At 68.1% G+C, this 18410-nt stretch carries 22 protein-coding genes, 1 tRNA gene, 1 other RNA gene and 1 pseudogene; 14 read left to right on the top strand and 11 right to left on the bottom strand.

The window, feature by feature from the left end; genetic code table 11:
• Positions 1–18 precede the first annotated feature (18 nt).
• Positions 19–804 (top strand): SGNH/GDSL hydrolase family protein, encoded by a 786-nt coding sequence (locus nbrcactino_RS14755; protein WP_161928269.1) that lies wholly within the window; start codon positions 19–21, stop codon positions 802–804.
• A 43-nt stretch (positions 805–847) separates the two neighbouring features.
• Entirely contained in the window at positions 848–1576 is a 729-nt protein-coding gene (locus nbrcactino_RS14750; RefSeq protein WP_161928268.1) for a hypothetical protein, read from the top strand.
• A gap of 105 nt (positions 1577–1681) precedes the next feature.
• Here the strand turns inward: nbrcactino_RS14750 and nbrcactino_RS14745 are convergent.
• Positions 1682–1755, bottom strand: a tRNA-Met gene (locus nbrcactino_RS14745).
• Between the two features lie 130 nt (positions 1756–1885).
• Positions 1886–2353 carry an SRPBCC family protein gene (locus nbrcactino_RS14740; protein ID WP_161928267.1) on the bottom strand — a complete coding sequence of 156 codons (468 nt, stop codon included), beginning with the start codon at positions 2351–2353 and terminating at the stop codon, positions 1886–1888.
• 121 nt (positions 2354–2474) lie between these two features.
• On the opposite strand from nbrcactino_RS14740, the gene nbrcactino_RS14735 reads away from it, so the two are divergent.
• Positions 2475–3131 carry a hypothetical protein gene (locus nbrcactino_RS14735; protein WP_161928266.1) on the top strand — a complete coding sequence of 219 codons (657 nt, stop codon included), beginning with the start codon at positions 2475–2477 and terminating at the stop codon, positions 3129–3131.
• A 106-nt stretch (positions 3132–3237) separates the two neighbouring features.
• Here the strand turns inward: nbrcactino_RS14735 and nbrcactino_RS14730 are convergent, their stop codons facing one another.
• Together nbrcactino_RS14730 and nbrcactino_RS14725 are read right to left on the bottom strand one after the other, a co-directional pair.
• Positions 3238–4455, bottom strand: a complete 1218-nt coding sequence (locus nbrcactino_RS14730; RefSeq protein WP_161928265.1) for an acyl-CoA dehydrogenase family protein — start codon at positions 4453–4455, stop codon at positions 3238–3240.
• A gap of 32 nt (positions 4456–4487) precedes the next feature.
• Positions 4488–5852 (bottom strand): acyl-CoA dehydrogenase family protein, encoded by a 1365-nt coding sequence (locus nbrcactino_RS14725; protein WP_161928264.1) that lies wholly within the window; start codon positions 5850–5852, stop codon positions 4488–4490.
• 146 nt (positions 5853–5998) lie between these two features.
• Between nbrcactino_RS14725 and nbrcactino_RS14720 the strand changes: the two genes are divergently transcribed.
• Positions 5999–6478 carry a DUF2752 domain-containing protein gene (locus nbrcactino_RS14720; protein ID WP_161928263.1) on the top strand — a complete coding sequence of 160 codons (480 nt, stop codon included), beginning with the start codon at positions 5999–6001 and terminating at the stop codon, positions 6476–6478.
• Between the two features lie 21 nt (positions 6479–6499).
• Here nbrcactino_RS14720 and nbrcactino_RS14715 read toward each other — a convergent pair whose 3' ends face one another.
• The gene (locus nbrcactino_RS14715) at positions 6500–7186 is read right to left on the bottom strand and encodes a DUF6319 family protein (protein WP_161928262.1); all 687 of its coding nucleotides are present in this window, start codon (positions 7184–7186) and stop codon (positions 6500–6502) included.
• A 111-nt stretch (positions 7187–7297) separates the two neighbouring features.
• Between nbrcactino_RS14715 and nbrcactino_RS14710 the strand changes: the two genes are divergently transcribed.
• On the top strand, positions 7298–7960 hold the full coding sequence (locus tag nbrcactino_RS14710; RefSeq protein ID WP_161928261.1) for an MBL fold metallo-hydrolase: 663 nt from the start codon (positions 7298–7300) through the stop codon (positions 7958–7960).
• 17 nt (positions 7961–7977) lie between these two features.
• Here the strand turns inward: nbrcactino_RS14710 and nbrcactino_RS14705 are convergent, their stop codons facing one another.
• The 6 genes and pseudogenes from nbrcactino_RS14705 to hisN all read right to left on the bottom strand — a co-directional run bounded on the left by nbrcactino_RS14705 (position 7978) and on the right by hisN (position 12308).
• Entirely contained in the window at positions 7978–9558 is a 1581-nt protein-coding gene (locus nbrcactino_RS14705; protein WP_161928260.1) for an HNH endonuclease signature motif containing protein, read from the bottom strand.
• Between the two features lie 66 nt (positions 9559–9624).
• Positions 9625–10155 carry a hypothetical protein gene (locus tag nbrcactino_RS18270; RefSeq protein ID WP_228460936.1) on the bottom strand — a complete coding sequence of 177 codons (531 nt, stop codon included), beginning with the start codon at positions 10153–10155 and terminating at the stop codon, positions 9625–9627.
• 114 nt (positions 10156–10269) lie between these two features.
• A pseudogene (locus tag nbrcactino_RS18530) lies at positions 10270–10350 on the bottom strand (hypothetical protein); the annotation flags it as partial.
• Positions 10335–10634: a hypothetical protein gene (locus tag nbrcactino_RS18265; RefSeq protein WP_228460934.1), complete on the bottom strand. Its 300-nt coding sequence runs from the start codon at positions 10632–10634 to the stop codon at positions 10335–10337. The pseudogene nbrcactino_RS18530 and the gene nbrcactino_RS18265, both read right to left, overlap by 16 nt.
• A gap of 73 nt (positions 10635–10707) precedes the next feature.
• Entirely contained in the window at positions 10708–11487 is a 780-nt protein-coding gene (locus tag nbrcactino_RS14695) for an SIR2 family NAD-dependent protein deacylase (protein ID WP_161928258.1), read from the bottom strand.
• Between the two features lie 41 nt (positions 11488–11528).
• Positions 11529–12308 carry a histidinol-phosphatase gene (hisN, locus tag nbrcactino_RS14690; protein ID WP_161928257.1) on the bottom strand — a complete coding sequence of 260 codons (780 nt, stop codon included), beginning with the start codon at positions 12306–12308 and terminating at the stop codon, positions 11529–11531.
• Positions 12309–12328: 20 nt separating this feature from the next.
• Here hisN and nbrcactino_RS14685 point away from each other — a divergent pair, with 20 nt between their 5' ends.
• The 9 genes from nbrcactino_RS14685 (at position 12329) to ssrA (ending at position 18315) form a co-directional block, all read left to right on the top strand.
• Positions 12329–12703 carry a hypothetical protein gene (locus tag nbrcactino_RS14685; protein ID WP_161928256.1) on the top strand — a complete coding sequence of 125 codons (375 nt, stop codon included), beginning with the start codon at positions 12329–12331 and terminating at the stop codon, positions 12701–12703.
• Between the two features lie 33 nt (positions 12704–12736).
• A complete protein-coding gene (prfB, locus tag nbrcactino_RS14680) occupies positions 12737–13861 on the top strand; it encodes a peptide chain release factor 2 (protein ID WP_161928255.1) in 1125 nt (374 codons plus the stop codon).
• Positions 13862–13877: 16 nt separating this feature from the next.
• Entirely contained in the window at positions 13878–14747 is an 870-nt protein-coding gene (locus nbrcactino_RS14675) for a mechanosensitive ion channel family protein (protein ID WP_228460933.1), read from the top strand.
• A 5-nt stretch (positions 14748–14752) separates the two neighbouring features.
• Positions 14753–14905, top strand: a complete 153-nt coding sequence (locus tag nbrcactino_RS14670) for a hypothetical protein (protein ID WP_161928254.1) — start codon at positions 14753–14755, stop codon at positions 14903–14905.
• A gap of 79 nt (positions 14906–14984) precedes the next feature.
• Positions 14985–15671 (top strand): cell division ATP-binding protein FtsE, encoded by a 687-nt coding sequence (gene ftsE, locus nbrcactino_RS14665; protein WP_161928253.1) that lies wholly within the window; start codon positions 14985–14987, stop codon positions 15669–15671.
• A gap of 26 nt (positions 15672–15697) precedes the next feature.
• Complete coding sequence (gene ftsX / locus nbrcactino_RS14660) at positions 15698–16603, top strand: permease-like cell division protein FtsX (protein ID WP_161928252.1); 906 nt, start codon at positions 15698–15700, stop codon at positions 16601–16603.
• Between the two features lie 37 nt (positions 16604–16640).
• Entirely contained in the window at positions 16641–17111 is a 471-nt protein-coding gene (gene smpB, locus nbrcactino_RS14655) for an SsrA-binding protein SmpB (protein WP_161928251.1), read from the top strand.
• Between the two features lie 7 nt (positions 17112–17118).
• Positions 17119–17844, top strand: coding sequence for a hypothetical protein (locus nbrcactino_RS14650; RefSeq protein WP_161928250.1), 726 nt, complete (start codon positions 17119–17121; stop codon positions 17842–17844).
• A gap of 97 nt (positions 17845–17941) precedes the next feature.
• Positions 17942–18315, top strand: a transfer-messenger RNA (tmRNA) gene (gene ssrA, locus nbrcactino_RS14645).
• Positions 18316–18410: the final 95 nt, after the last annotated feature.

Raw genomic sequence — 18410 nt, 5'->3', positions numbered from 1 at the left:
GGTTCTAGTATCGGATTCGTGCGGTACTCGCGGTTCGTCGCGATCGGCGACAGTCAGACCGAGGGGATGGGCGACCCCCATCCGCTGTACGAGTGCCGCGGCTGGGCCGACCGGCTGGCCGAACAAATGGCCGCACTCAACCCGGACCTGCGCTACGCGAATCTCGCCGTCCGCGGAAAGAATGCCCGACAGTCCCTCGACGAGCAGTTGGACGTGGCGTTGAGCCTGGAGCCCGACCTCGTCGCGGCGCCGCTGGGGATGAACGACGTGATCGGACGGGCCGATCTGCGTGTCGCGGTGCGGCCGGTACTGGACCAGATTTACGCCCGGCTGGCCGATTCCGGTGCGACGGTGGTGGTGTCTACCTTCCCCAACGTGGCGCGCACCATTCCGTTCGTCCGCGGCGTGGAGGCGCGGCTGCTGACACTGAACGACATGATGCGCGAGTTCGCCGACGAGTACGGGTTCATCCTCGTCGATCTATATGCGGCGCCGGTGCTCACCGATCTGCGGGCGTGGTCGGCCGACCGCCTGCATGCCTCGCCGATCGGCCACCAGCGTTTCGCGGCCGGTGCCGCCCATGCCCTCGGACTGCCCGGCAGTTCCGCCGACTGGGGTGCACCGCTCGACCCGCTGCCGCAGCCGCGACGCGTGGTCCGTGCGGCACGTGACGCGAACTGGGCCGTGCAGTTCTTCACCCCGTGGCTGATCCGGAAGGTCCGCGGGGTTTCGCTCGGCGACGGCCGCATGCCTAAACGCCCTGATCTGACACCGGTCGTCGTGCCCGGGCAGCGCACGGCCTAGGAGAGGACAGGTCGGGCCGATCTGCCCACGTAGGCTTCTGGCCATGGATGAACGGCTGTGGCGTGAGCACCTGAAAGCGCACCGGAGACGAATGCTCTGGATTTCGCTGGGTCTGGGTGTGCTGGGTGGTGCCCTTATTGCCGTCTCTGCCTACGACACCGACTGGGAGTTCAGCTTCTTCGGATTCGCCAGTGGCGGGCTGGTTCTCTCGATCGCGCTCATCCCGGTGGCGACCCGACTATTTCCCATCCGTCAGCCGCGGGCCGATCGGACCGAGGCGACACTGACGCTCGTGGCGCTTCCACGTGGCCGTTTCGCGGTTTCCGCTATGCCCATCGCGGTGGCTATTGCGCTCACCGCCTTTGCGGCGTTGATGCTGGATCATTGGCGGGCTCCGTTGATCGTGATCGTCGGGTTTCCGCTGTCCATAGTTCTGGTACTCGCCTCGTTCGCGGAGTCGCGGTATGAGGTGTCCGGCAGGAGCTTCGCCCACATCGTCGACTACGGCGTGCTGGTCTGGGTCCGTGAAGTCGACCAACCCACGATTGTCTGGCTGGACTCCCGCTTGATCCTCGACCTGGCCGGCGATGTCACAGTGACCCGCCGTTTTCGCCATAGCAGCAGCAGTCGAACGTTGACGGGCAGTGTCCCGTTCGGGCTCAGCCCCCTGCCTGATCAGTTGGCCACCGAGTTCGCAGCCGAGGTAGTGCGTCGAACCGGCGTCGAGATCAGTTACGGCGTGATGCCGATCGAGCTGTGGGACATGCGGTAGAGCCTCGTCTCGACCGTAGTTTACGTCGTAGTTGCAAGACCGCGGCACCCGGAAAGGAAAGAGACCCTGACCAGCATTTCTGCTGGTCAGGGTCTCTTTTTCTCGTAGCGGGGACAGGATTTGAACCTGCGACCTCTGGGTTATGAGCCCAGCGAGCTACCGAGCTGCTCCACCCCGCGTCGGTAAACACCACGTTACCGGCGAGTCGTACGTCCGTGCAAATCGGTTGCCGGTGAACACCCTCACAATCGGCGTTCGTGCTGGTAGATGCACCGATATTCGTCCGTCGGGCGTGGCTGCGCCGGCACCTCAGACGGTTTCGGCGCGAGTCTTCAGGCGCGCCAACGTGGTTCGCATATGCCCGTCGTTGGCCGCCACGCGGTCGCGGACGCCGGTGAAGAGGTGGGCGGTGGCCTTGAACGGCTCAAGGCGGCGGTCCCACATGCGTTCGGTGACCCGGCAGCCGCCGTTGTCGTCGGGCGTGACGTCATAGCGCCACCGGGCGATGGGGAAGCCGAAGTACGAGACATCAAAGGCGAAGGTCGCCCCGTCGGCGTCGGTGACCGTGCAGGTGGTCGTCCAGCGGTGCCATCCGTTGCGGTTGCGGCCGCGGAACACGTTGCCCACGGCGGCCGTTTCGCCCTTCGCCCACCGCATGTCGACGACCTCCTCGCCGAGTTCGGCAAGCGTGGGGAGATCGGTGAGGAGTCGGTAGATGGTATCGGCGGGGGCGCTGACGGTGGTGTCGACGGTGATCGTCGCGGATTCCGGTGGCATAGGTGCAGCGTATCGATCCTGTGTGTGCGATGTGTGACTCTGTGCGTCTGATGTGGATTGTGTGCACGGCCCCTGTTTGGGGGGCATTGTGGAAAGTGCACTCAACCGAGAGGAACAGCAAATGACCGACAAGCCCGAGGATTCCGCGGCCGACAACGCCGCCGCCGACGCGGCCTCGAGCGCCGCGGCCGAAACCCCGAGCGAGGCGCAGACCGGCGCGATCCCGCCGCCTCCGCCGACCGAGCCCATCGCGGACGCGCAGCCGGCCGCCGCACAGCCGACGGCCGCCCAGCCAGCAGTCGCCCAGCCAGCAGTCGCCGAGCCGGTCGCCGTCGCCGTGTCCGAGCCCAAACAGAGCTGGTGGCGCGAGCACCTGTGGACGACGGTCATTGGTGTGGGGCTGCTGACCGGTGTCCTGGGTCTCCTCGCCGGTTTCCTGATCGGGTTCTGCGGCGCCGGTGGATCCCACGACGGCGATCACCACGGGCCGCGACACCACCACGGCAAGCACTGGCACGACCACGACCGGTACGACCGCTACCACGACCGTGGCGGCGATCGGTACGACCGGTGGGATGACGATCGCCGCGGCCGCCGTGACAGCGAGTACGGCCCGCGTCGGGGCGACTCCGGTCGCGACTCGTGGCAGGGCGGCGGTCCGCACAGCCGTGGGGACTGGGGGCCGCGCGACCAGCGTCCGACCACCCCGGCCCCGGGCATACCCACTCCGGGTGTACCTGCGCCGGGCGCACCCGCGCAGCCCCAGCCGACCAGGTAAGCCGGCCGACTGGTTAACACGGCCGGTGGGATAGCACCGACAAACATCGAGGGGCCGGGAGAAATTCTCCCGGCCCCTCGTCGACCCCTCGTTTATCGGTGGATGATCACCGAAGTTCGGCGCTGCTCTTGTCGAGCACGCGGCGCGCAATGATCAACTGCTGGATCTGCTGCGTGCCCTCGAAGATGTCGAGGATCTTCGAGTCGCGGGCCCACTTCTCCAGCAGGGTGCGCTCGGAGTAGCCGTAGGTCGAGGCGAGCTCGACCGCCTTGTTGGTCACGTCGGTGACGGTGCGGCCGGCCTTGGCCTTCGACATCGACGCCTCCAGCGAGTTCGGCTCCTTGTTGTCGGCCATCCAGCCGGCCCGCATGGTCAGCAGGTACGACGCCTCGAAATCCGACTCGAGCCGGATGAACTCGGCGGCCGCGGCGTGCTGGTCGATAGCCGGACGGTCGTAGTCGATCTCGATCCCGTTCTCCTCCAGGATCGTTCGCAGCGTCTCCAGCGACGCCCGGGCGACGCCGACGGCCATCGCCGCGACCATCGGACGGGTGTTGTCGAAGGTCTGCATGACCCCGCCGAAGCCCTTCTGGACGTCGACCTCGGGCGAGCCGAGCAGGTTGGCCGCCGGGATCCGGCAGTCTTCGAATCGGATGACCGCGGTGTCCGAAGCACGGATGCCGAGCTTCTCCTCCAAGCGGACCACGGTGACGCCCGGATGCTCGCGGGGGACCACGAACGACTTGATCGCGGCGCGGCCGAGGCTGCGGTCGACCGAGGCCCAGACGACGATGTGGGTGGCGCGCGAACCGGCGGTGACGAAGATCTTCTCGCCGTTGAGGACGTACTCGTCGCCGTCGCGGGTCGCGGTGGCGGTGACCGCCGCGGAGTCCGAGCCGAAGCCGGGCTCGGTGATGGCCATGGCGGCCCACACCTTGCCGAAGCTTTCCAGCTGCTCGTCGGTGGCCACGGCGGCGATCGCCGCATTGCCAAGACCCTGGTACGGCATCGACAGCATCAGCCCGACGTCGCCGTAGGAGGCCTCCATCGAGTTGAGGATCGACGACATGTTGCCGCCGTTGACGACGGTGCCCGCCGGGCGCTCCTTCGCCTCGTCGCCGCGGCCGCCGGCTGCACCCGCACCGGCCGCACCGGCGGCCGCCAGGCCGTCGTACAGCGCGGCGAGCGTGTCCAGCTCGACGGGGTATTCGTGCTCGGCCAGGTCGTACTTGCGCGAGATCGGGCGGAAGATCTCGTGGGCGGCTTGACGCGCCTGGTCGATATTCGCGGAGAACTTCTTGGGGAGTTCGAGGTTGATGGCCATGGCTGTGCCCTCTCCTTGTCGATTCGCCGCCCTTAGAGGACGACGATCCCCTCGCCGATGCCGGCGCCGCGGAGGTCGCGGTACCAGCGCTCCACCGGGTGCTCCTTGGTGAAGCCGTGGCCGCCCAGGAGCTGCACGCCGTCCAGGCCGATCTGCAGGCCCTTGTCGATGGTCAGCTTGCGGGCCAGCGCGGCCTCGCGGCCGTACGACAGGCCCTGCTCGGCGCGGGAGGCGCCGCGGAGGGTCACCAGGCGCAGGCCGTCGAGCTCGGTGGCCATGGTGGCGACCATGAAGGCCACCGCCTGGCGGTTGGAGATCGGCTCGCCGAAGGCCTCGCGCTCGTTCACATAAGGGATCACGTAGTCGAGCATCGCCCGGCCGGTACCGGCGGCCAGCGCCGCCCAGCCCAGGCGCGACAGGCGCACGACGTCGCGGTAGGCGGCGAACGCGTCGTCGCCGTCAGTGCCGCCGATGATCGCACCGGCCGACACGGCGACGTCCTGCAGCAGCAGGCGGCCCATGCCGGCTGCGCGCAGACCCATCCCGGGATCGGCTTCGACGATCAGGCCCTTGGAGTCGGATTCGACGATGAACAGCGCCGGACGGCCGTCGAGCTCGGCACCGATGAGGAACAGCTCGGAGGAGCCGGCGGCCGGGACGAAGGCCTTCACGCCGTTGAGGCGGTATCCGCTGGGGACGCGGGTGGCCTTGGTGGTCAGCTTGAACGCGTCGAAGAGCGGCTTGGGCTCGGCGATGACGACCGCGGACTGCGGCACGTTCTCGCCGGCAAAGTCGGGCAGGTAGGTCGCCTGCTGCTCGTCGGTGCCGAAGTTGGTCAGGGTGGTGGCGACGCCGCTGGGGGCCAGCAGCGGGACGGCCAATCCCATGTCGCCGTATGCCATTGCCTCGGCGACCAGGGCGTTGGTGACCACGCCGCGCTCGGCGGCGGCGCCGTCGTACTCCTCGGGCACGTTGATCATGGTGATGCCCAGCTCGGCGGAGCGCTCAAGGATCTCGGCGGGGGCCTGGGCCTTGGCGTCGGCCTCGTAGGCGGCCGGGCGCAGGATCTCGCTGGCGAAGTCCTTGACGGTCTCCGCGATCATCTGCTGCTCGTCGTCGGGGTTCAGGTTGAACAGGCCCTTGTTGGACACGGCCGGCCGCTTCGGCTTGCCGTCGCCGGTGGCCTTGGTGAACGCGCGGTTGGCGGCGCCGAGGGTCTGGAAGCCGGTCTTGGTGCCCTGGTACGCGACGCGGTTGAGGGGCTCGCGGAGGCCGAACTTGTTGACGAGGTCAGAACCGGTGACCTTGAAGAGGGCTCGCATGGCGTAGCCGATCGGGGAGGTCTTGTCACCCGTCTTGCCGACGGCGGAGGTGTCGCGGGGTTCGGTGGTGGTCATGAAACGCTGCTACCTGTCTCGAAGGAACTGTGGACGGTCGACTGCGCGCCTGGGCGCGACCGCTTAGCGAGCTTCTTACTCGCTAGTAAGGAAAGACCTTACTCCACGGTAAGGAGTCTTGTCGATAGGGCGGTAGGCTGAGGACCATGACAGCGTTCCCCGCGCCGCCAGCCGCGGCGGTGCAATCCCCGCCGCCGGGGCCGGTGCGACGCCGGTTGCCCGCGCTCCTGACCGTGGTCGGCGGGGCCTCGGTGCTCGGCGTGGCCGCCGTGTGGTCGACGTCGGGTGTCACCAGCGGCAGCGGTACCTGCGTCTTCCGGCATCTGACCGGTCTCCCGTGCCCGGGATGCGGCTTGACCCGCAGTTTCGTCATGCTCGCCCACGGGGACGTCTCCGCCGCTTTCGGCTACAACCTGATGGGGCCGGTGCTGTTCGCGCTGACCGCGGTTGCGGTCGTGCTCGCCGTGTGGGTCCTCGTGACCGGCCGCGACGAGGCGCTGTCCAGGCTGCAGGCGGTGGTGTTCAGCAAGGCGTCGTTGGTGGTGGTCGCCGCCTGGTTCGGCTACGGGATTGCCCGGATGATCTCGACCGGCGCCGACCTCGGGTGGTTCCCGGTCATCACCTAGAAGACGGTCGGTCGAACCCGGTCAGTCTCCCGAGAGCGCGGCCAGGGTTTCTTGTGCCGCGGCGAGTTCGCGCCGCAACTCCTCGACCTTGCGGGCCGCCTCCTCGCGCGCCGCGGCGAGTACGGATTCCGCGGCGGCCAGTGCGGCCTCGTCGCCGAGCCCGCGCAGGGCGTTCTCGACCGCCCCCGGGGTCACGCTGCGGGACTGGTTCGGTTTGCGCGCACCCGTCGTGACCGCCACCGACCACTCGTTGTCGCTGGATCCGAAGATGGTCACGGTCACCGACTTCGGTTTGGCATTCTTGCGCGCACCGGAGGCGGGCCGGGCCGGGGCCGCGGGCGGTGACGGCGTGGGCGGTGACGGGGGCCGTTGTGGTGGCGGCGTCGACCGAGGGGCGGCCGGCGTGGGAGCGGGTTTGGGTTTGGCAGGCGCAGCTTTGGCGGGTGCGGGCTTGGCCGGTGCGTCCTTGGTGATCCGGAGTTCGTCGGCCTCGTAAGGCAACTCGTCGTCGACGCCGCGCGGACGGATCGTCACGGTCGAGCCGTCGATCGAGATGACCTTCGCCGAGGTGCCCGCGGCGAGGCCCAGACCCGGGATCCCGTCGCGCAGGTACACCGTCGCGCGTTTGCCCTCGGCGAGTGCGGTGGCGAGTGCCGCGAGGTTCTCGGGGGTCAACGAGTCGGCTGCCGGTCGGCGGCGCGGAGGCATGGCGGAGTCCTTCGGTTTCTGGGGGATCTGTCTTGGCTGGATCGTCGCGTCTACTGTCCCATCCGCCTCGGACACCGGTGTGTCCGGGCAGATCGTTGCATGATGGAAACCATGCGGATCACCAGCTTCGGCCACTCCAGCTTCCTCGCCGAGATCGACGGAACGCGGATCCTGTTCGATCCGGGGAACCTGTCCACGGGATTCGAGTCGCTCACTGGCCTCGATGCCATCCTGATCACCCACCAGCACCCCGACCACGCCGACACCGCCCGGCTGCCCGCCCTCGTCGCCGCGAACCCCGACGCGCAGCGGTGGGCCGATCCGGCGACCGCCGTGCTCCTCAACGACGACCCGGCGCAGGGGCAATGGCGCGACGCGCACGCCGGGCAACTGTTCGAGATCGGGCCGCTCACCGTGCGTGCCACGGGTGGACGGCACGCGATCATCCACCCCGAGCTGCCGGTGATCGACAACATCGCCTATCTGGTCGGCACTGCGGAACGACCGGGCATGCTGCTGCATCCGGGCGATTCCTTCTACATCCCCTTCGTCGCCGTCGAGGTCCTGGCGATCCCCGGTGCGGCGCCGTGGATGAAGCTGTCCGAGTCGGTGGACTATCTGCGCGCGGTGGAACCGTCGAAGGCGTTTCCCATCCACCAGGGCGTGCTGTCATCCGCGGGCGCCGGCATTCACAACGCGCGGCTGGCCGAGATGCGCAAAGCGGGAACCGAGTTCACCGTGATCAACCCCGGGGAATCGGCCGAGTTCTCGTAGCGCCCGAGAGCGACCGCTCAGTAGGGCGGGTCGCCGGGTTGGGGTGGGTGGTGTTGGCGGTTTCGGCGGTTGCGGGCTCGTTCGGCTCGACGGCGTTCATGTTTGCGCTCGGAGCGTGTCTTGATCCGGCGGGGCCGGGCGGTCTCCGCCGCGCCGGTGGCTGGGGCGTTTGCAGCCGCATCGGCCTGCTTCGTCTCGGGTGCGCGCCATCGGTAGTGGTTGAGGCCGGCGAAGAGGTCGGTGTTGTTTTCGGCGGGGCCGTCGATGAGGATGCCTTCGGGGGTTGCCCAGGTGGTGTGGGTGTGGCCGTGGGTGTCGGTGGACTGGTCGTCGACCCAGTTGCTGAAGGTTTTGAGTAGGTGGTGGAACTTGCATTTGGCGTTGAGCCAGTCGGGGTGGGTGGGTCCGCCGGCGGCGGGGTTGTGGTGGTCGTATTCGATGACGTGGTCGAGTTCGGCGCTAAAGGCGGGTCGGTTGCAGCCGGGGACGGTGCAGTAGCCGTCGCGGATGCGGATGAAGGTGTCTAGGGCGGCCGAGGGCCGGTAGGGGTTGGCGGGTTGGTATTGCGGCAGTACCGGTTCGGGGCGGGCGAGGGGTCGGGTGTGGGTGTCGGGGCGGTTGATGATGGTGCGGGCGTGGTCGGCGCTGATGATGCCGTAGCCGTTGAGGAATGCGGGGTGGTTGCCGGTTCCGGCGGCAGTGGATTCGTCGCAGACGACGTGGACGGTGATGCGGCCGGTGGTGTCTGTCGCGAGTCGGCCCGGTGTGGGTATGTCGGCGGTGCAGTCGTCGCGCCCGCAGTCGCAGGTGAAGGCCTCGCCGGCGAGGAGGCTGTAGAAGGCGTCGCTGGTGCGGGCTGTGTGGCTGCGGGTGTCGTGGGGGCAGGCGGTGGCGGCCAGGGCGGTGACGGCGGCGTGGGCGACGGCGGCGTTTTCGGCGGTCATTGAGGCGCCGATGGTGGCCATGCCGTTGGCGGTGGGGGTGGTCCAGATTGTTCGGTCGGCCAGGGAGCGTTCTCGGGCGCGGCGGACTGAGTCGGGGTCGTGGCGGAACACGATGCGGTCGGCGAGGTTGCGGATACGTGTGGTGGTCCAGGTGCCGGGTTTGGTGCGCAGGGCGTCGGCGATGGCGGTGTCGACCGGTGTGGTGTGCTCGTCGGTGAGTAGTTCGGTGCGGGTGATGATCAGTCGGGTGTGGGCGGGGGTGATGAGTCCGTCGCGAAGACAATCCGCGACGCGGGGGAGTCGGTCGCGCAGGGCCAGGGCTTGGCCGAGGAGGTTTTCGGCCCAGCCCTGGGAGATGGCCAGGGTCATGGCCAGTCGTGCCGCGGTTTGGGTGTGGGCGTCGAACAGGTCGAGTTCGTCGTCGCCGGCGGCGGCCATGTCGGCGAACACGGTGTCAAACAATTCGGTGCTGCGGGTGTAGCGCAGCCAGGCGATGAAGGATTCGGCCCGTTCACACGCCCCGACCCCGGCCAGGGTGGCGGCCGGATCACCGGCGGTGCGGTCTGCGGCGAACACCGCCATCGCCGCACTCACCTCGGCCCACCGGGCCGCTGTCGTAGCGCTGGCGGCGTCGGTGCTGGTGGCGGCTCCCATGAACCAATACTACTCGCACACGCGTGCTAATGCAACACCTGTTGTGTGGCCTGGCGGCTTCGTCGGCTACGTGTTCAGACGTTGCAATAACGGGCGTGATTCGACTGCGCGGAACCCGAGGAGATCGTTGATCGCGACCATCGGCGCATTCATGTCGGCGTTGGTGGTCGTCAGCAGACACGGGCGGTCGGTGAGTAGGGCAAATTCGCGAATGTTGGCTGTCTTCAACGCGATTCCCAAGCTGTGGCCCCGATGATCTGCCAATACCAGCGTGCCGCCCTGGTGGGCTCGCCTCCCCCCGCGGCTTGGACCGGTGATCTCGGTGTAGCCGGCGAGCCGCCCGGACCGGCGTTCGACGGCCAGTGTCGTGACGCGCAGGCTGCCGCGCTGGGTGGCATTGGCGATATCTTGTCGGTAGTCCGCCGGCGTTATCCGCATCGGCTCGAGTTCCACCGCGCCGGTGGGGGCCTCCGCCTCGAGCATTCCCATCAGCTCACAGAGCGGCTGCTGTCGTTCCTCGGGGACGGCGCCGAGGTGGGTGGAGACCGTGTACCGGTCGTCCCAACGCCGTCGGGATTCGTCGAACAGGTCGGACAACCGGTCGGTGTCGACGGGCAGTTCGAGGTGGCGTGCGACGGACGGTGCCGCGACGGTGAATCCGTGTTTGGCGGCGAACCTGAGGTAGGGGTGTTCCGGTCCGGCGTCGATCGGTGTCGCGATGGAGGTGACGACAGCTGATCGACCGGCCGTGGCGCTGACGTCCAACAGATGTCGGATCAGGGCGCCGCCCACACCTCGTCCGCGGTGTTCGGGGTGGACCGCGACGTCGATGAAGGCGGTGTCGAGATTGCTGGCGATGGGAAGCTCGACCGATCCACCGCGACCGTCGCGCCGTCGGACTCGACGAGCCACCTGCTGGCCTCGAACACCGAGTCCGTATGGCGCCAATGCAGCAGTGCGGTGTCAAAGGGCGGCGGCGAGTTCCACGGGCGCAGATGGTTGTCGCTGGCCACCTCAACGTCGTGCGCCCGGCGGCAGGATTCGGTGTCGAACACGTCGAGCGGGATGATTCTCACCACGAAGAAGTTAGCGGTCCGGTCGTGGCCTGCCGACAGGTTTCGCGGGGCAGTCGACCGCATGGATGATTGGTCAGCCGTCGATCACCCGCGCCAACAACGGCAGGGCGCTGGCGGCGGTGGAGCGGATCGAATGCGTCGCCAAGCCGCTCAACGCAGACTCGTCGGGATTGACCTCGATGATCGGTACGCCGCGGCCCGCGGCGCGATCGGGGAGTCCCGCGGCGGGGTAGACGATGCCGCTGGTACCGACGACGAGCACCAGATCGCAGGCGTCGAACGAGTCGACGGCGCTGGCCCACTCCCGCTCCGGCAGCATCTCGCCGAACCATACGACGCCCGGTCGCACGTCTCCGCCGCAGCGGGCGCAGGTCGGCGGTGCGAGGCGCAGGGAGTCCAGATCATCGCCGTCGATTTGCTCGTGGTAGGGACGGGCGACCGGGCCGTCGTAGGGCGCCCGGCACACCGAGCAGCGGGTGGCCGTCAGGCTGCCGTGCAGATGACTCACGACGGTGCTCCCGGCACGCTCATGCAAGTCGTCGACGTTCTGCGTGACCACGTCGACAACTTTGTGTTGGGCGAGATCGGCGAGCGCGCGATGCCCGGCGTTGGGAACGACGTCGCGCAACTGGCCGATGCGCCAGGCGTACCAGCCCCACACGAGGTGTGGATCGGCCTCCCAACCGTCGACCGACGCCAGCATCATCGGATCGAAGCGCCCCCACAGGCCGTCATCGCCGCTGCGGAAGGTGGCGATACCGCTCTCGGCGGACATCCCGGCACCGGTGAACACGGTGATGCGGTCGGCGCTGCTGATCATGTCGGCAACCTGCTGCACGGTATCGCTGGGCATCCCTGAACCCTAGCGCCGCCCGTTGACCAGGCCGCTGATCGTCAGGCGGGCCGCAGGGCGGCCACCACCTCGTCGTGCAGGGCGCCGTTGGTGGCGACCGCACTCCCGCCGCGCGGGCCCGCTTCGCCCTCGAGGTTGGTGAACACCCCGCCGGCCTCGCGCACGAGGACGTCGACGGCGGCGAGGTCCCACAGCGAGACCTCGGGTTCGGCGGCGATGTCGACGGCGCCCTCCGCGACGAGGCAATAGTTCCAGAAGTCGCCGAAGCCGCGGACCCGCCAGACGGCATCGGTGAGGTCGACGAAGCGGTCGCGGATGCCGCGCTCGGCCCATCCCGACAGGCTCGAGAAGGCCAGGCTCGCGTCGGACAGGCCGCTCACCGAGGACACCGCGATCCGGCGCGGGGAGGTGTCGCCGGGGCCGGTGGTGAATGCGCCCTGCCCGGCGGCGGCCCACCAGCGCCGGCCCAGGGCGGGGGCCGACACGACGCCGACGATGGGCACGCCGTCGTCGATCAACGCGATCAGGGTGGCCCACACCGGTACCCCGCGCACGAAGTTCTTGGTGCCGTCGATCGGGTCGATGACCCACTGCCGTCCGACGGCCAGTGCGTCGCCGCCGAACTCTTCGCCCATGATCCGATCGCCGGGCAGCGCCGCGCCGATCCGTTCGCGCAGCATCGTCTCGCAGGCGAGGTCGGCGTCGGAGACCGGCGTGAGGTCGGGCTTCGTATCGACCTGCAGGTCGAGGGCGCCGAACCGCGGCAGCGTGAGGGCGTCGGCGGCATCGGCGAGTTCGAGAGCAGTGGCTAGGTCGGCCATGAGGAAATAGGGTATCGGGCATGTTGTTGAGCGTCTTGATCGCCATCGCGCTGGCCGCTGTCGCCATCGCACTCATCATCAACCTGCGCGGAGGGCGCAAGCCATCGGCGGAGAAACTCGCGGCGATGAGTCAGGGCACCGTCACGGTGACCGGGGTCAGTCCACGACCGGACCGCGGCGATGCCAACGACTCGGCCTATGTGACGATCTCCGGCACGGTCATCGGCGCCGACATCACCCCCACCGAGGTCTACGGCTCGTACGCGTGGTCGCTCAACTCGCCGTGGCCGCAGGTCGGGCAGGACATCTCGGTGCGCTACGACCCGCGCAAGGTGGAGTCGTCTTGGCTGATCGTCTCCGGCGACGACCCGTGGGAACCGGGACAGACCGGTTAATCGACTTGAGGTGAGCCGGTAGGCTGGTGCCCTGTGCAGCCTGACGTGACCACCGATCTGGAATCCCTCGACGCCACCTTGACGACCGTCGAGAAGGTTCTCGACCTCGACGAACTGCGTCGCCGGATCGACGAACTGGAGATGCAGGCGTCCGATCCCGAGCTGTGGAACGACCAGGAGCACGCGCAACAGGTCACCAGCGACCTGTCCCACGCCCAGGCCGAGATGCGCCGCGTCACCGAGCTGCGCCAGCGGCTCGACGACTTGCCGGTGCACTACGAGCTCGCCGAGGCCGAGGAGGGCGACGACCGTGCCGCGGCTCTCGCCGATGCCGATGCCGAGCGGGCCTCGCTGCGGTCGGATATCGAGGCGATGGAAGTCAAGACGATGCTCGCCGGGGAGTACGACCAGCGCGACGCCTTGGTCAACATCCGGTCGGGAGCGGGTGGCGTCGACGCCGCCGACTGGGCCCAGATGCTGATGCGGATGTACATCCGCTGGGCCGAGGGCCACGGCTACGGCGTCGAGGTCTACGACACCTCCTACGCCGAAGAGGCGGGGATCAAGAGCGCGACCTTCGCGGTCAAGGCGCCCTACATGTACGGCACGCTCTCCATCGAGCAGGGCACCCACCGATTGGTCCGCATCAGCCCGTTCGACAACCAGGGCCGTCGTCAAACCTCGTTCGCCGAGGTCGAGGTGTTGCCGGTCGTCGAGACCACCGACCATATCGACATCGACGAGAACGACGTGAAGGTCGACGTCTACCGCTCGTCGGGTCCGGGCGGCCAGTCGGTCAACACCACCGACTCCGCGGTGCGCCTTACCCACATCCCGACCGGGATCGTCGTCACCTGTCAGAACGAGAAGAGCCAGCTGCAGAACAAGGCCTCGGCCATGCGGGTCCTGCAGGCCAAGCTGCTCGAGCGCAAGCGTGCCGAGGAGCGTGCCGAGATGGATGCGTTGAAGAGCGACGGCGGATCGAGCTGGGGGAACCAGATGCGGTCCTACGTGCTGCACCCGTACCAGATGGTGAAGGATCTGCGGACCAACCTGGAGAACAACAACCCGGCCGGCGTGCTCGACGGCGAGATCGACGACTTCATCGAGGCCGGGATCCGCTGGCGGATGGCCGATCACGACGGAGACGAGGGCTGATCGCTTGGGTGATGCGGTGACCCGCGCGCTCGAGCGCGCCTGGGATTGGCTGTCGGTGACCGGACTCGCCATCGCCCTGTGGGTGATCGGCGCGATCCTGGTCGCGCGCCTGATCGGATCGGTCCTCGAGTGGTTTGAGCACCGCGTGACCCGACAACGCCACGACGAGGACGCGATTGTCCTGGCCGAGGACGCCAAGCACCGGCGGGCCGTGCTCCAGGTGATCCGCTGGGTCGCCATCTCGCTCATCGCCTTCATCGCCGGTCTCCGGGTGCTGGCGCTGCTCGGCGTCCCCGTCTCCGGGTTGATCGGCCCGGGCGCGGTGATCGGTGCGGCCCTCGGCTTCGGTGCCCAGCGCGTCGTCCAAGACGTGCTGGCCGGGTTCTTCGTCGTCACCGAGAAGCAATACGGCTACGGCGACCGGGTGCGGCTGGTGCTGAGCGGCGGCGCGATCGCGGAGGGGCTGGTCGAGGACATCACGCTGCGTGCCACCCGGTTGCGGTCGGCCGACGGCGAGCTGATCACCGTGCCCAACGGCCAGGTGCTCGAGGCGGTCAACCGGTCGCGGGATTGGGCGCGCGCGGTCGTCGACATCACCGTCGGCGACGACGCCGATCTGGCCGCGGTCAACGACCAACTGACCAAGTCCGGTGAGGCGTTCTTCGCCGACAAGCGCTACGCGCCACTGCTGCTCGATGCGCCGGTGCCCCTCGGGGTGACCGAGATGGGGACCGACACGTACACGGTGCGTGTCGTGGCCCGCACCCAACCGGGCCGCCAGTTCGACGTGAGCTCCGCGCTGCGCGGCTACCTCATGGCCGATCTCCGGCGCGCCGACCTGGGGTGGCAACACGACCAACCGCCGGCTGGTCGAGAAGTAGAGTGACCGCCATGGGGAGCACTCGCCGTCGTCGCCTGGTGACCGCGGTCCTCGCCGTCGTCTTCGTCGTACTGTTTGCGCTCTACTTGTACTCCAGCGCGGAGGAGCCGACCGCGCCATCGACGCCGACCAGCACAGTCGCGCCAGCGGTACCGGGGCGGTAGCGCTCCGGCGGTGCCGGGGAGGCGCCGCAGCGGCGCGCCTGAGAGGTCCGCTCAGGTCCCGTCGCTACACTGGCAACCCGTGATCAAGCTGGAAAAAGTCACCAAACAGTACAAGGCCTCGACGCGGCCGGCGCTGTCCAACGTGAGCCTCGAAGTGGGCAAGGGCGAGTTCGCCTTCCTCATCGGTCCGTCGGGTTCGGGCAAGTCCACGTTCTTCCGGATGCTGCTCAAGGAGGACAAGCCCACCTCGGGCGACATCTGGGTCGGTGACTTCCACGTCAACACGTTGCGGGCGCGCCAGGTGCCCAAGCTGCGCCAGTCGATCGGGTGCGTGTTCCAGGACTTCCGGCTGCTGCAGCAGAAGTCGGTCGCCGAGAACGTCGCCTTCGCCCTCGAGGTCATCGGCAAGCCGGCGAACACCATCAACCAGATCGTGCCCGACGTGCTCGAGTACGTCGGTCTCGGCGGCAAGGCCGACCGCATGCCCGGCGAGTTGTCCGGCGGTGAGATGCAGCGCGTCGCCATCGCCCGGGCCATCGTCAACCGGCCGCTGGTGCTGCTGGCCGACGAGCCGACGGGCAACCTGGATCCGATCACGAGTCAGGAGATCGTCGAGGTGCTCGACCGGGTGAACCGGCGCGGCACGACCGTCGTCATGGCCACCCACGACCGGCAGATCGTCGACGCCATGCGCCGCCGGGTGCTGGAATTCGACAACGGGCATCTCGTTCGCGACGACAAGCACGGCGTGTACGGCATCGGCTGACGCACCGGATCGAGGAGAGCAAGCACATGCGCGCCAATTTCATCATCAGCGAGGTCCTCAACGGCCTCCGTCGCAACGTCACGATGACCGTCGCGATGATCATCACCACCGCGATCACCCTGGGCATGCTGGGGGCCGGTCTGCTGGTCATGCAGATGGCCAACAAGAGCCAGCAGATCTTCTTCAACCGCGTCGAGCTGCAGATCTTCGTCAACGAGGAGGTCGCGCGGGCCGACCCGGATTGTACGAAGGCGCCGTGTACCCAGCTGCGCGAGGAGCTGAAGCAGGCCGGCGCCACCAACGTCACCTGGGTCAATCTCGACGACGCCTACAAGGCTGCCAAGGAGGCGTTCAAGAACACCCCGGAGATGGCCGACGCGGTCACCCCGGACACGATGCCGGCGTCGTTCCGCGTGCGGGTCGACGATCCGGACAAATATGGCGAACTGATCGACAAATTTGCCGACCGCAAAGACCTGGGCGTCGACGGCGTTCAAGACCAGCGGGTACTCGTCAACCGGCTGTTCAGCGTCCTCAACGGTGCACGCAATGCGGCCTTCGTGTTGTCGTTGATCCTGGGGGTGGCGGCGGTGTTATTGATCGCCAACACCGTCCAGATGGCCGCGTATACGCGGCGGACCGAGGTGTCGATCATGCGCCTGGTCGGTGCGACGAGGTGGTACACCCAGCTGCCATTCCTCATCGAGGCCGTGGTCGCCGCGGTGATCGGCACGGTGCTCGCCGTCGCGGGCCTGCTCATCGGCAAGAAGTTCTTCTTCGACGCCGCGCTCAACGACCTGTACGGCGTCAACATCCTCGCCCGGGTGACCACGTCGGACGTCCTCTTTGTGTCACCGTGGCTGCTGCTGACCGGAATTGTGTTGGCGAGCGCGACGTCTTATGTCACCCTGCGGTGGTACGTGCGCGAGTGAATCGATTCGCCGCACAAACCGCTGGAAGGGAAACGCAGTGAAAGAGAAGGGTCGCAAAGCCATCGCGACCAACCGCAAGGCGCGCCACAACTACACCATCCTCGACACCTACGAGGCCGGGGTTGCGTTGTTGGGCACCGAGGTGAAAAGCCTGCGCGACGGCAAGGCGTCGTTGGTGGACGCCTTCGCGACCGTCGACGACGGCGAGGTGTGGCTGCGCGGGCTGCACATCGCCGAGTACGGCTCGGGGTCGTGGACCAACCACGCGCCGCTGCGCAACCGGAAGCTCTTGCTGCACCGGCGTGAGATCGACAACCTCGTCGGCAAGATCCGCGACGGGAACCTGACCCTGGTCCCGCTGTCGCTGTACTTCAGCGACGGCCGGGTGAAGGTGGAGCTGGCGTTGGCCCGCGGCAAGCAGGCGCACGACAAGCGCCAGGACATCGCCAAGCGCACCGCGCAGCGCGAAGTCGAGCGCGAAGTCGGCCGCCGCGTCAAGGGGATGTAGGAGACCGATGTGCCCCGTCCGATTGCTGGCCGCGGTTCTGGTGGCCGGCGTCTGCGGGGGATGTGCGGTGCCCGACCCGGATCCGGTGGTCCCGCAGCCGCACTGGGTGAGTTCGGCGGCGGTCTGCTCGGTACCCGCCGTCGTCGCGGAGGCCGACGGCCTGGTCGGATCGGGGTTGCGCGATGCGGGCTACCGTCGGCTGGTGGTGGCGCCCTGTGCGGATTCGCCTCATCGCTTCGCGGTTGCGGCGGCATTGGCCGGGCGCGGGATCGAACTCGTGACGGCGATACCGGCCGGGGCCGTGGTGAACTCCGTGGCCGCCGATACCTCGGAGGCCGCCCTGCGCACGGAGCTGACCGCTGATCTGATGGCCGCGCGGCCGTGGATGGTGCGCGGTGTGGCGGGGGCGTTGTCGCCGGGAGTGCGCGGCGTCGTCGCCAATGCCGACGTGCTGGCGTTGGCCGGTGATCAGCGCGGAGCCGTCGGGGGTGTGGTGCGCGACGACGCCGGGGTGTTCATCGCCTCGCGGGCCGTCGGCCTGAAGGGGCTGGTCGTGGCACTGACCAACCGGGGCGATCAGCCGACTGGCGTCGTCGTGGCCACCGCCGCCCTCAGCCTGGCCGGGACGATCCGCGCGATCGACGCGTGGAGTGGTCGAGAGTTCACCTCGCGCAGCGGGTTGCTCGGCGGGGTGGTCGGGCCGGGGGATTCGCTACTGCTGGAAATCGTTTGACGGTCGGGTGCGTGGGGCCCCGAAATAAACGGGATGATTTGCGACGCGCGGACGGTTACACTGAATAGTCCGCTGCGAAAGCAGTGGATCCCTACTCGGGGCTGATCGGTTTCGACTCTGTGCGTCGAGTTGGGGGAAGCGTGTCGGTGCAGGCTAGAGACCACCGTGAGCGTCGTAGCAACCAATTAAGCGCCGATTCCAATCAGCGCGACTACGCCCTCGCTGCTTAATCAGCGACGGCTAGTCTGTCGGCCCGGGTGGTGTCCTCACACCCGGATGCCGGCATCAGCTTCGGGGACTTACCGACACCGCCGGTCGCGGGCGGGGTCGGGAAATCACACAGCGACTGGGATTGTCCTCTCGGCTTGTTCGCGTGACCGAGAGATCCGAGTAACGACATAGCGGACTGCACACGGAGAAGCCCCAGTGAAGCGGCGGAGGACCCGGGTTCAATTCCCGGCAGCTCCACCAACGAAGGTCCCCCTGGCGTAGCTGGCCAGGGGGATTTTTCATGCGCCGGGCACGATCCGCGGGTGGCGCGGTTCCCGCTCCCTCACCGTGATCGC

This window comes from Gordonia crocea, from assembly GCF_009932435.1.
Lineage (GTDB): Bacteria > Actinomycetota > Actinomycetes > Mycobacteriales > Mycobacteriaceae > Gordonia > Gordonia crocea.
The sequence above is the reverse complement of the archived record's forward strand: the minus strand, read 5'-3'. Positions and strand labels throughout refer to the sequence as shown.

Excerpts from the sequence above, each read along its gene's own strand:
- nbrcactino_RS14650 (WP_161928250.1), top strand. The coding sequence starts at position 17,119 with ATGTGCCCCGTCCGATTGCTGGCCGCGGTTCTGGTGGCCGGCGTCTGC.
- nbrcactino_RS14750 (WP_161928268.1), top strand. The coding sequence starts at position 848 with ATGGATGAACGGCTGTGGCGTGAGCACCTGAAAGCGCACCGGAGACGA.
- nbrcactino_RS14695 (WP_161928258.1), bottom strand. The coding sequence starts at position 11,487 with ATGCCCAGCGATACCGTGCAGCAGGTTGCCGACATGATCAGCAGCGCC.
- nbrcactino_RS14705 (WP_161928260.1), bottom strand. The coding sequence starts at position 9,558 with ATGGGAGCCGCCACCAGCACCGACGCCGCCAGCGCTACGACAGCGGCC.
- nbrcactino_RS14715 (WP_161928262.1), bottom strand. The coding sequence starts at position 7,186 with ATGCCTCCGCGCCGCCGACCGGCAGCCGACTCGTTGACCCCCGAGAAC.
- nbrcactino_RS14730 (WP_161928265.1), bottom strand. The coding sequence starts at position 4,455 with ATGGCCATCAACCTCGAACTCCCCAAGAAGTTCTCCGCGAATATCGAC.
- nbrcactino_RS14725 (WP_161928264.1), bottom strand. The coding sequence starts at position 5,852 with ATGACCACCACCGAACCCCGCGACACCTCCGCCGTCGGCAAGACGGGT.
- nbrcactino_RS14720 (WP_161928263.1), top strand. The coding sequence starts at position 5,999 with ATGACAGCGTTCCCCGCGCCGCCAGCCGCGGCGGTGCAATCCCCGCCG.
- nbrcactino_RS14740 (WP_161928267.1), bottom strand. The coding sequence starts at position 2,353 with ATGCCACCGGAATCCGCGACGATCACCGTCGACACCACCGTCAGCGCC.
- nbrcactino_RS14710 (WP_161928261.1), top strand. The coding sequence starts at position 7,298 with ATGCGGATCACCAGCTTCGGCCACTCCAGCTTCCTCGCCGAGATCGAC.
- ftsX (WP_161928252.1), top strand. The coding sequence starts at position 15,698 with ATGCGCGCCAATTTCATCATCAGCGAGGTCCTCAACGGCCTCCGTCGC.
- hisN (WP_161928257.1), bottom strand. The coding sequence starts at position 12,308 with ATGGCCGACCTAGCCACTGCTCTCGAACTCGCCGATGCCGCCGACGCC.
- nbrcactino_RS14735 (WP_161928266.1), top strand. The coding sequence starts at position 2,475 with ATGACCGACAAGCCCGAGGATTCCGCGGCCGACAACGCCGCCGCCGAC.
- nbrcactino_RS14670 (WP_161928254.1), top strand. The coding sequence starts at position 14,753 with ATGGGGAGCACTCGCCGTCGTCGCCTGGTGACCGCGGTCCTCGCCGTC.
- nbrcactino_RS14685 (WP_161928256.1), top strand. The coding sequence starts at position 12,329 with ATGTTGTTGAGCGTCTTGATCGCCATCGCGCTGGCCGCTGTCGCCATC.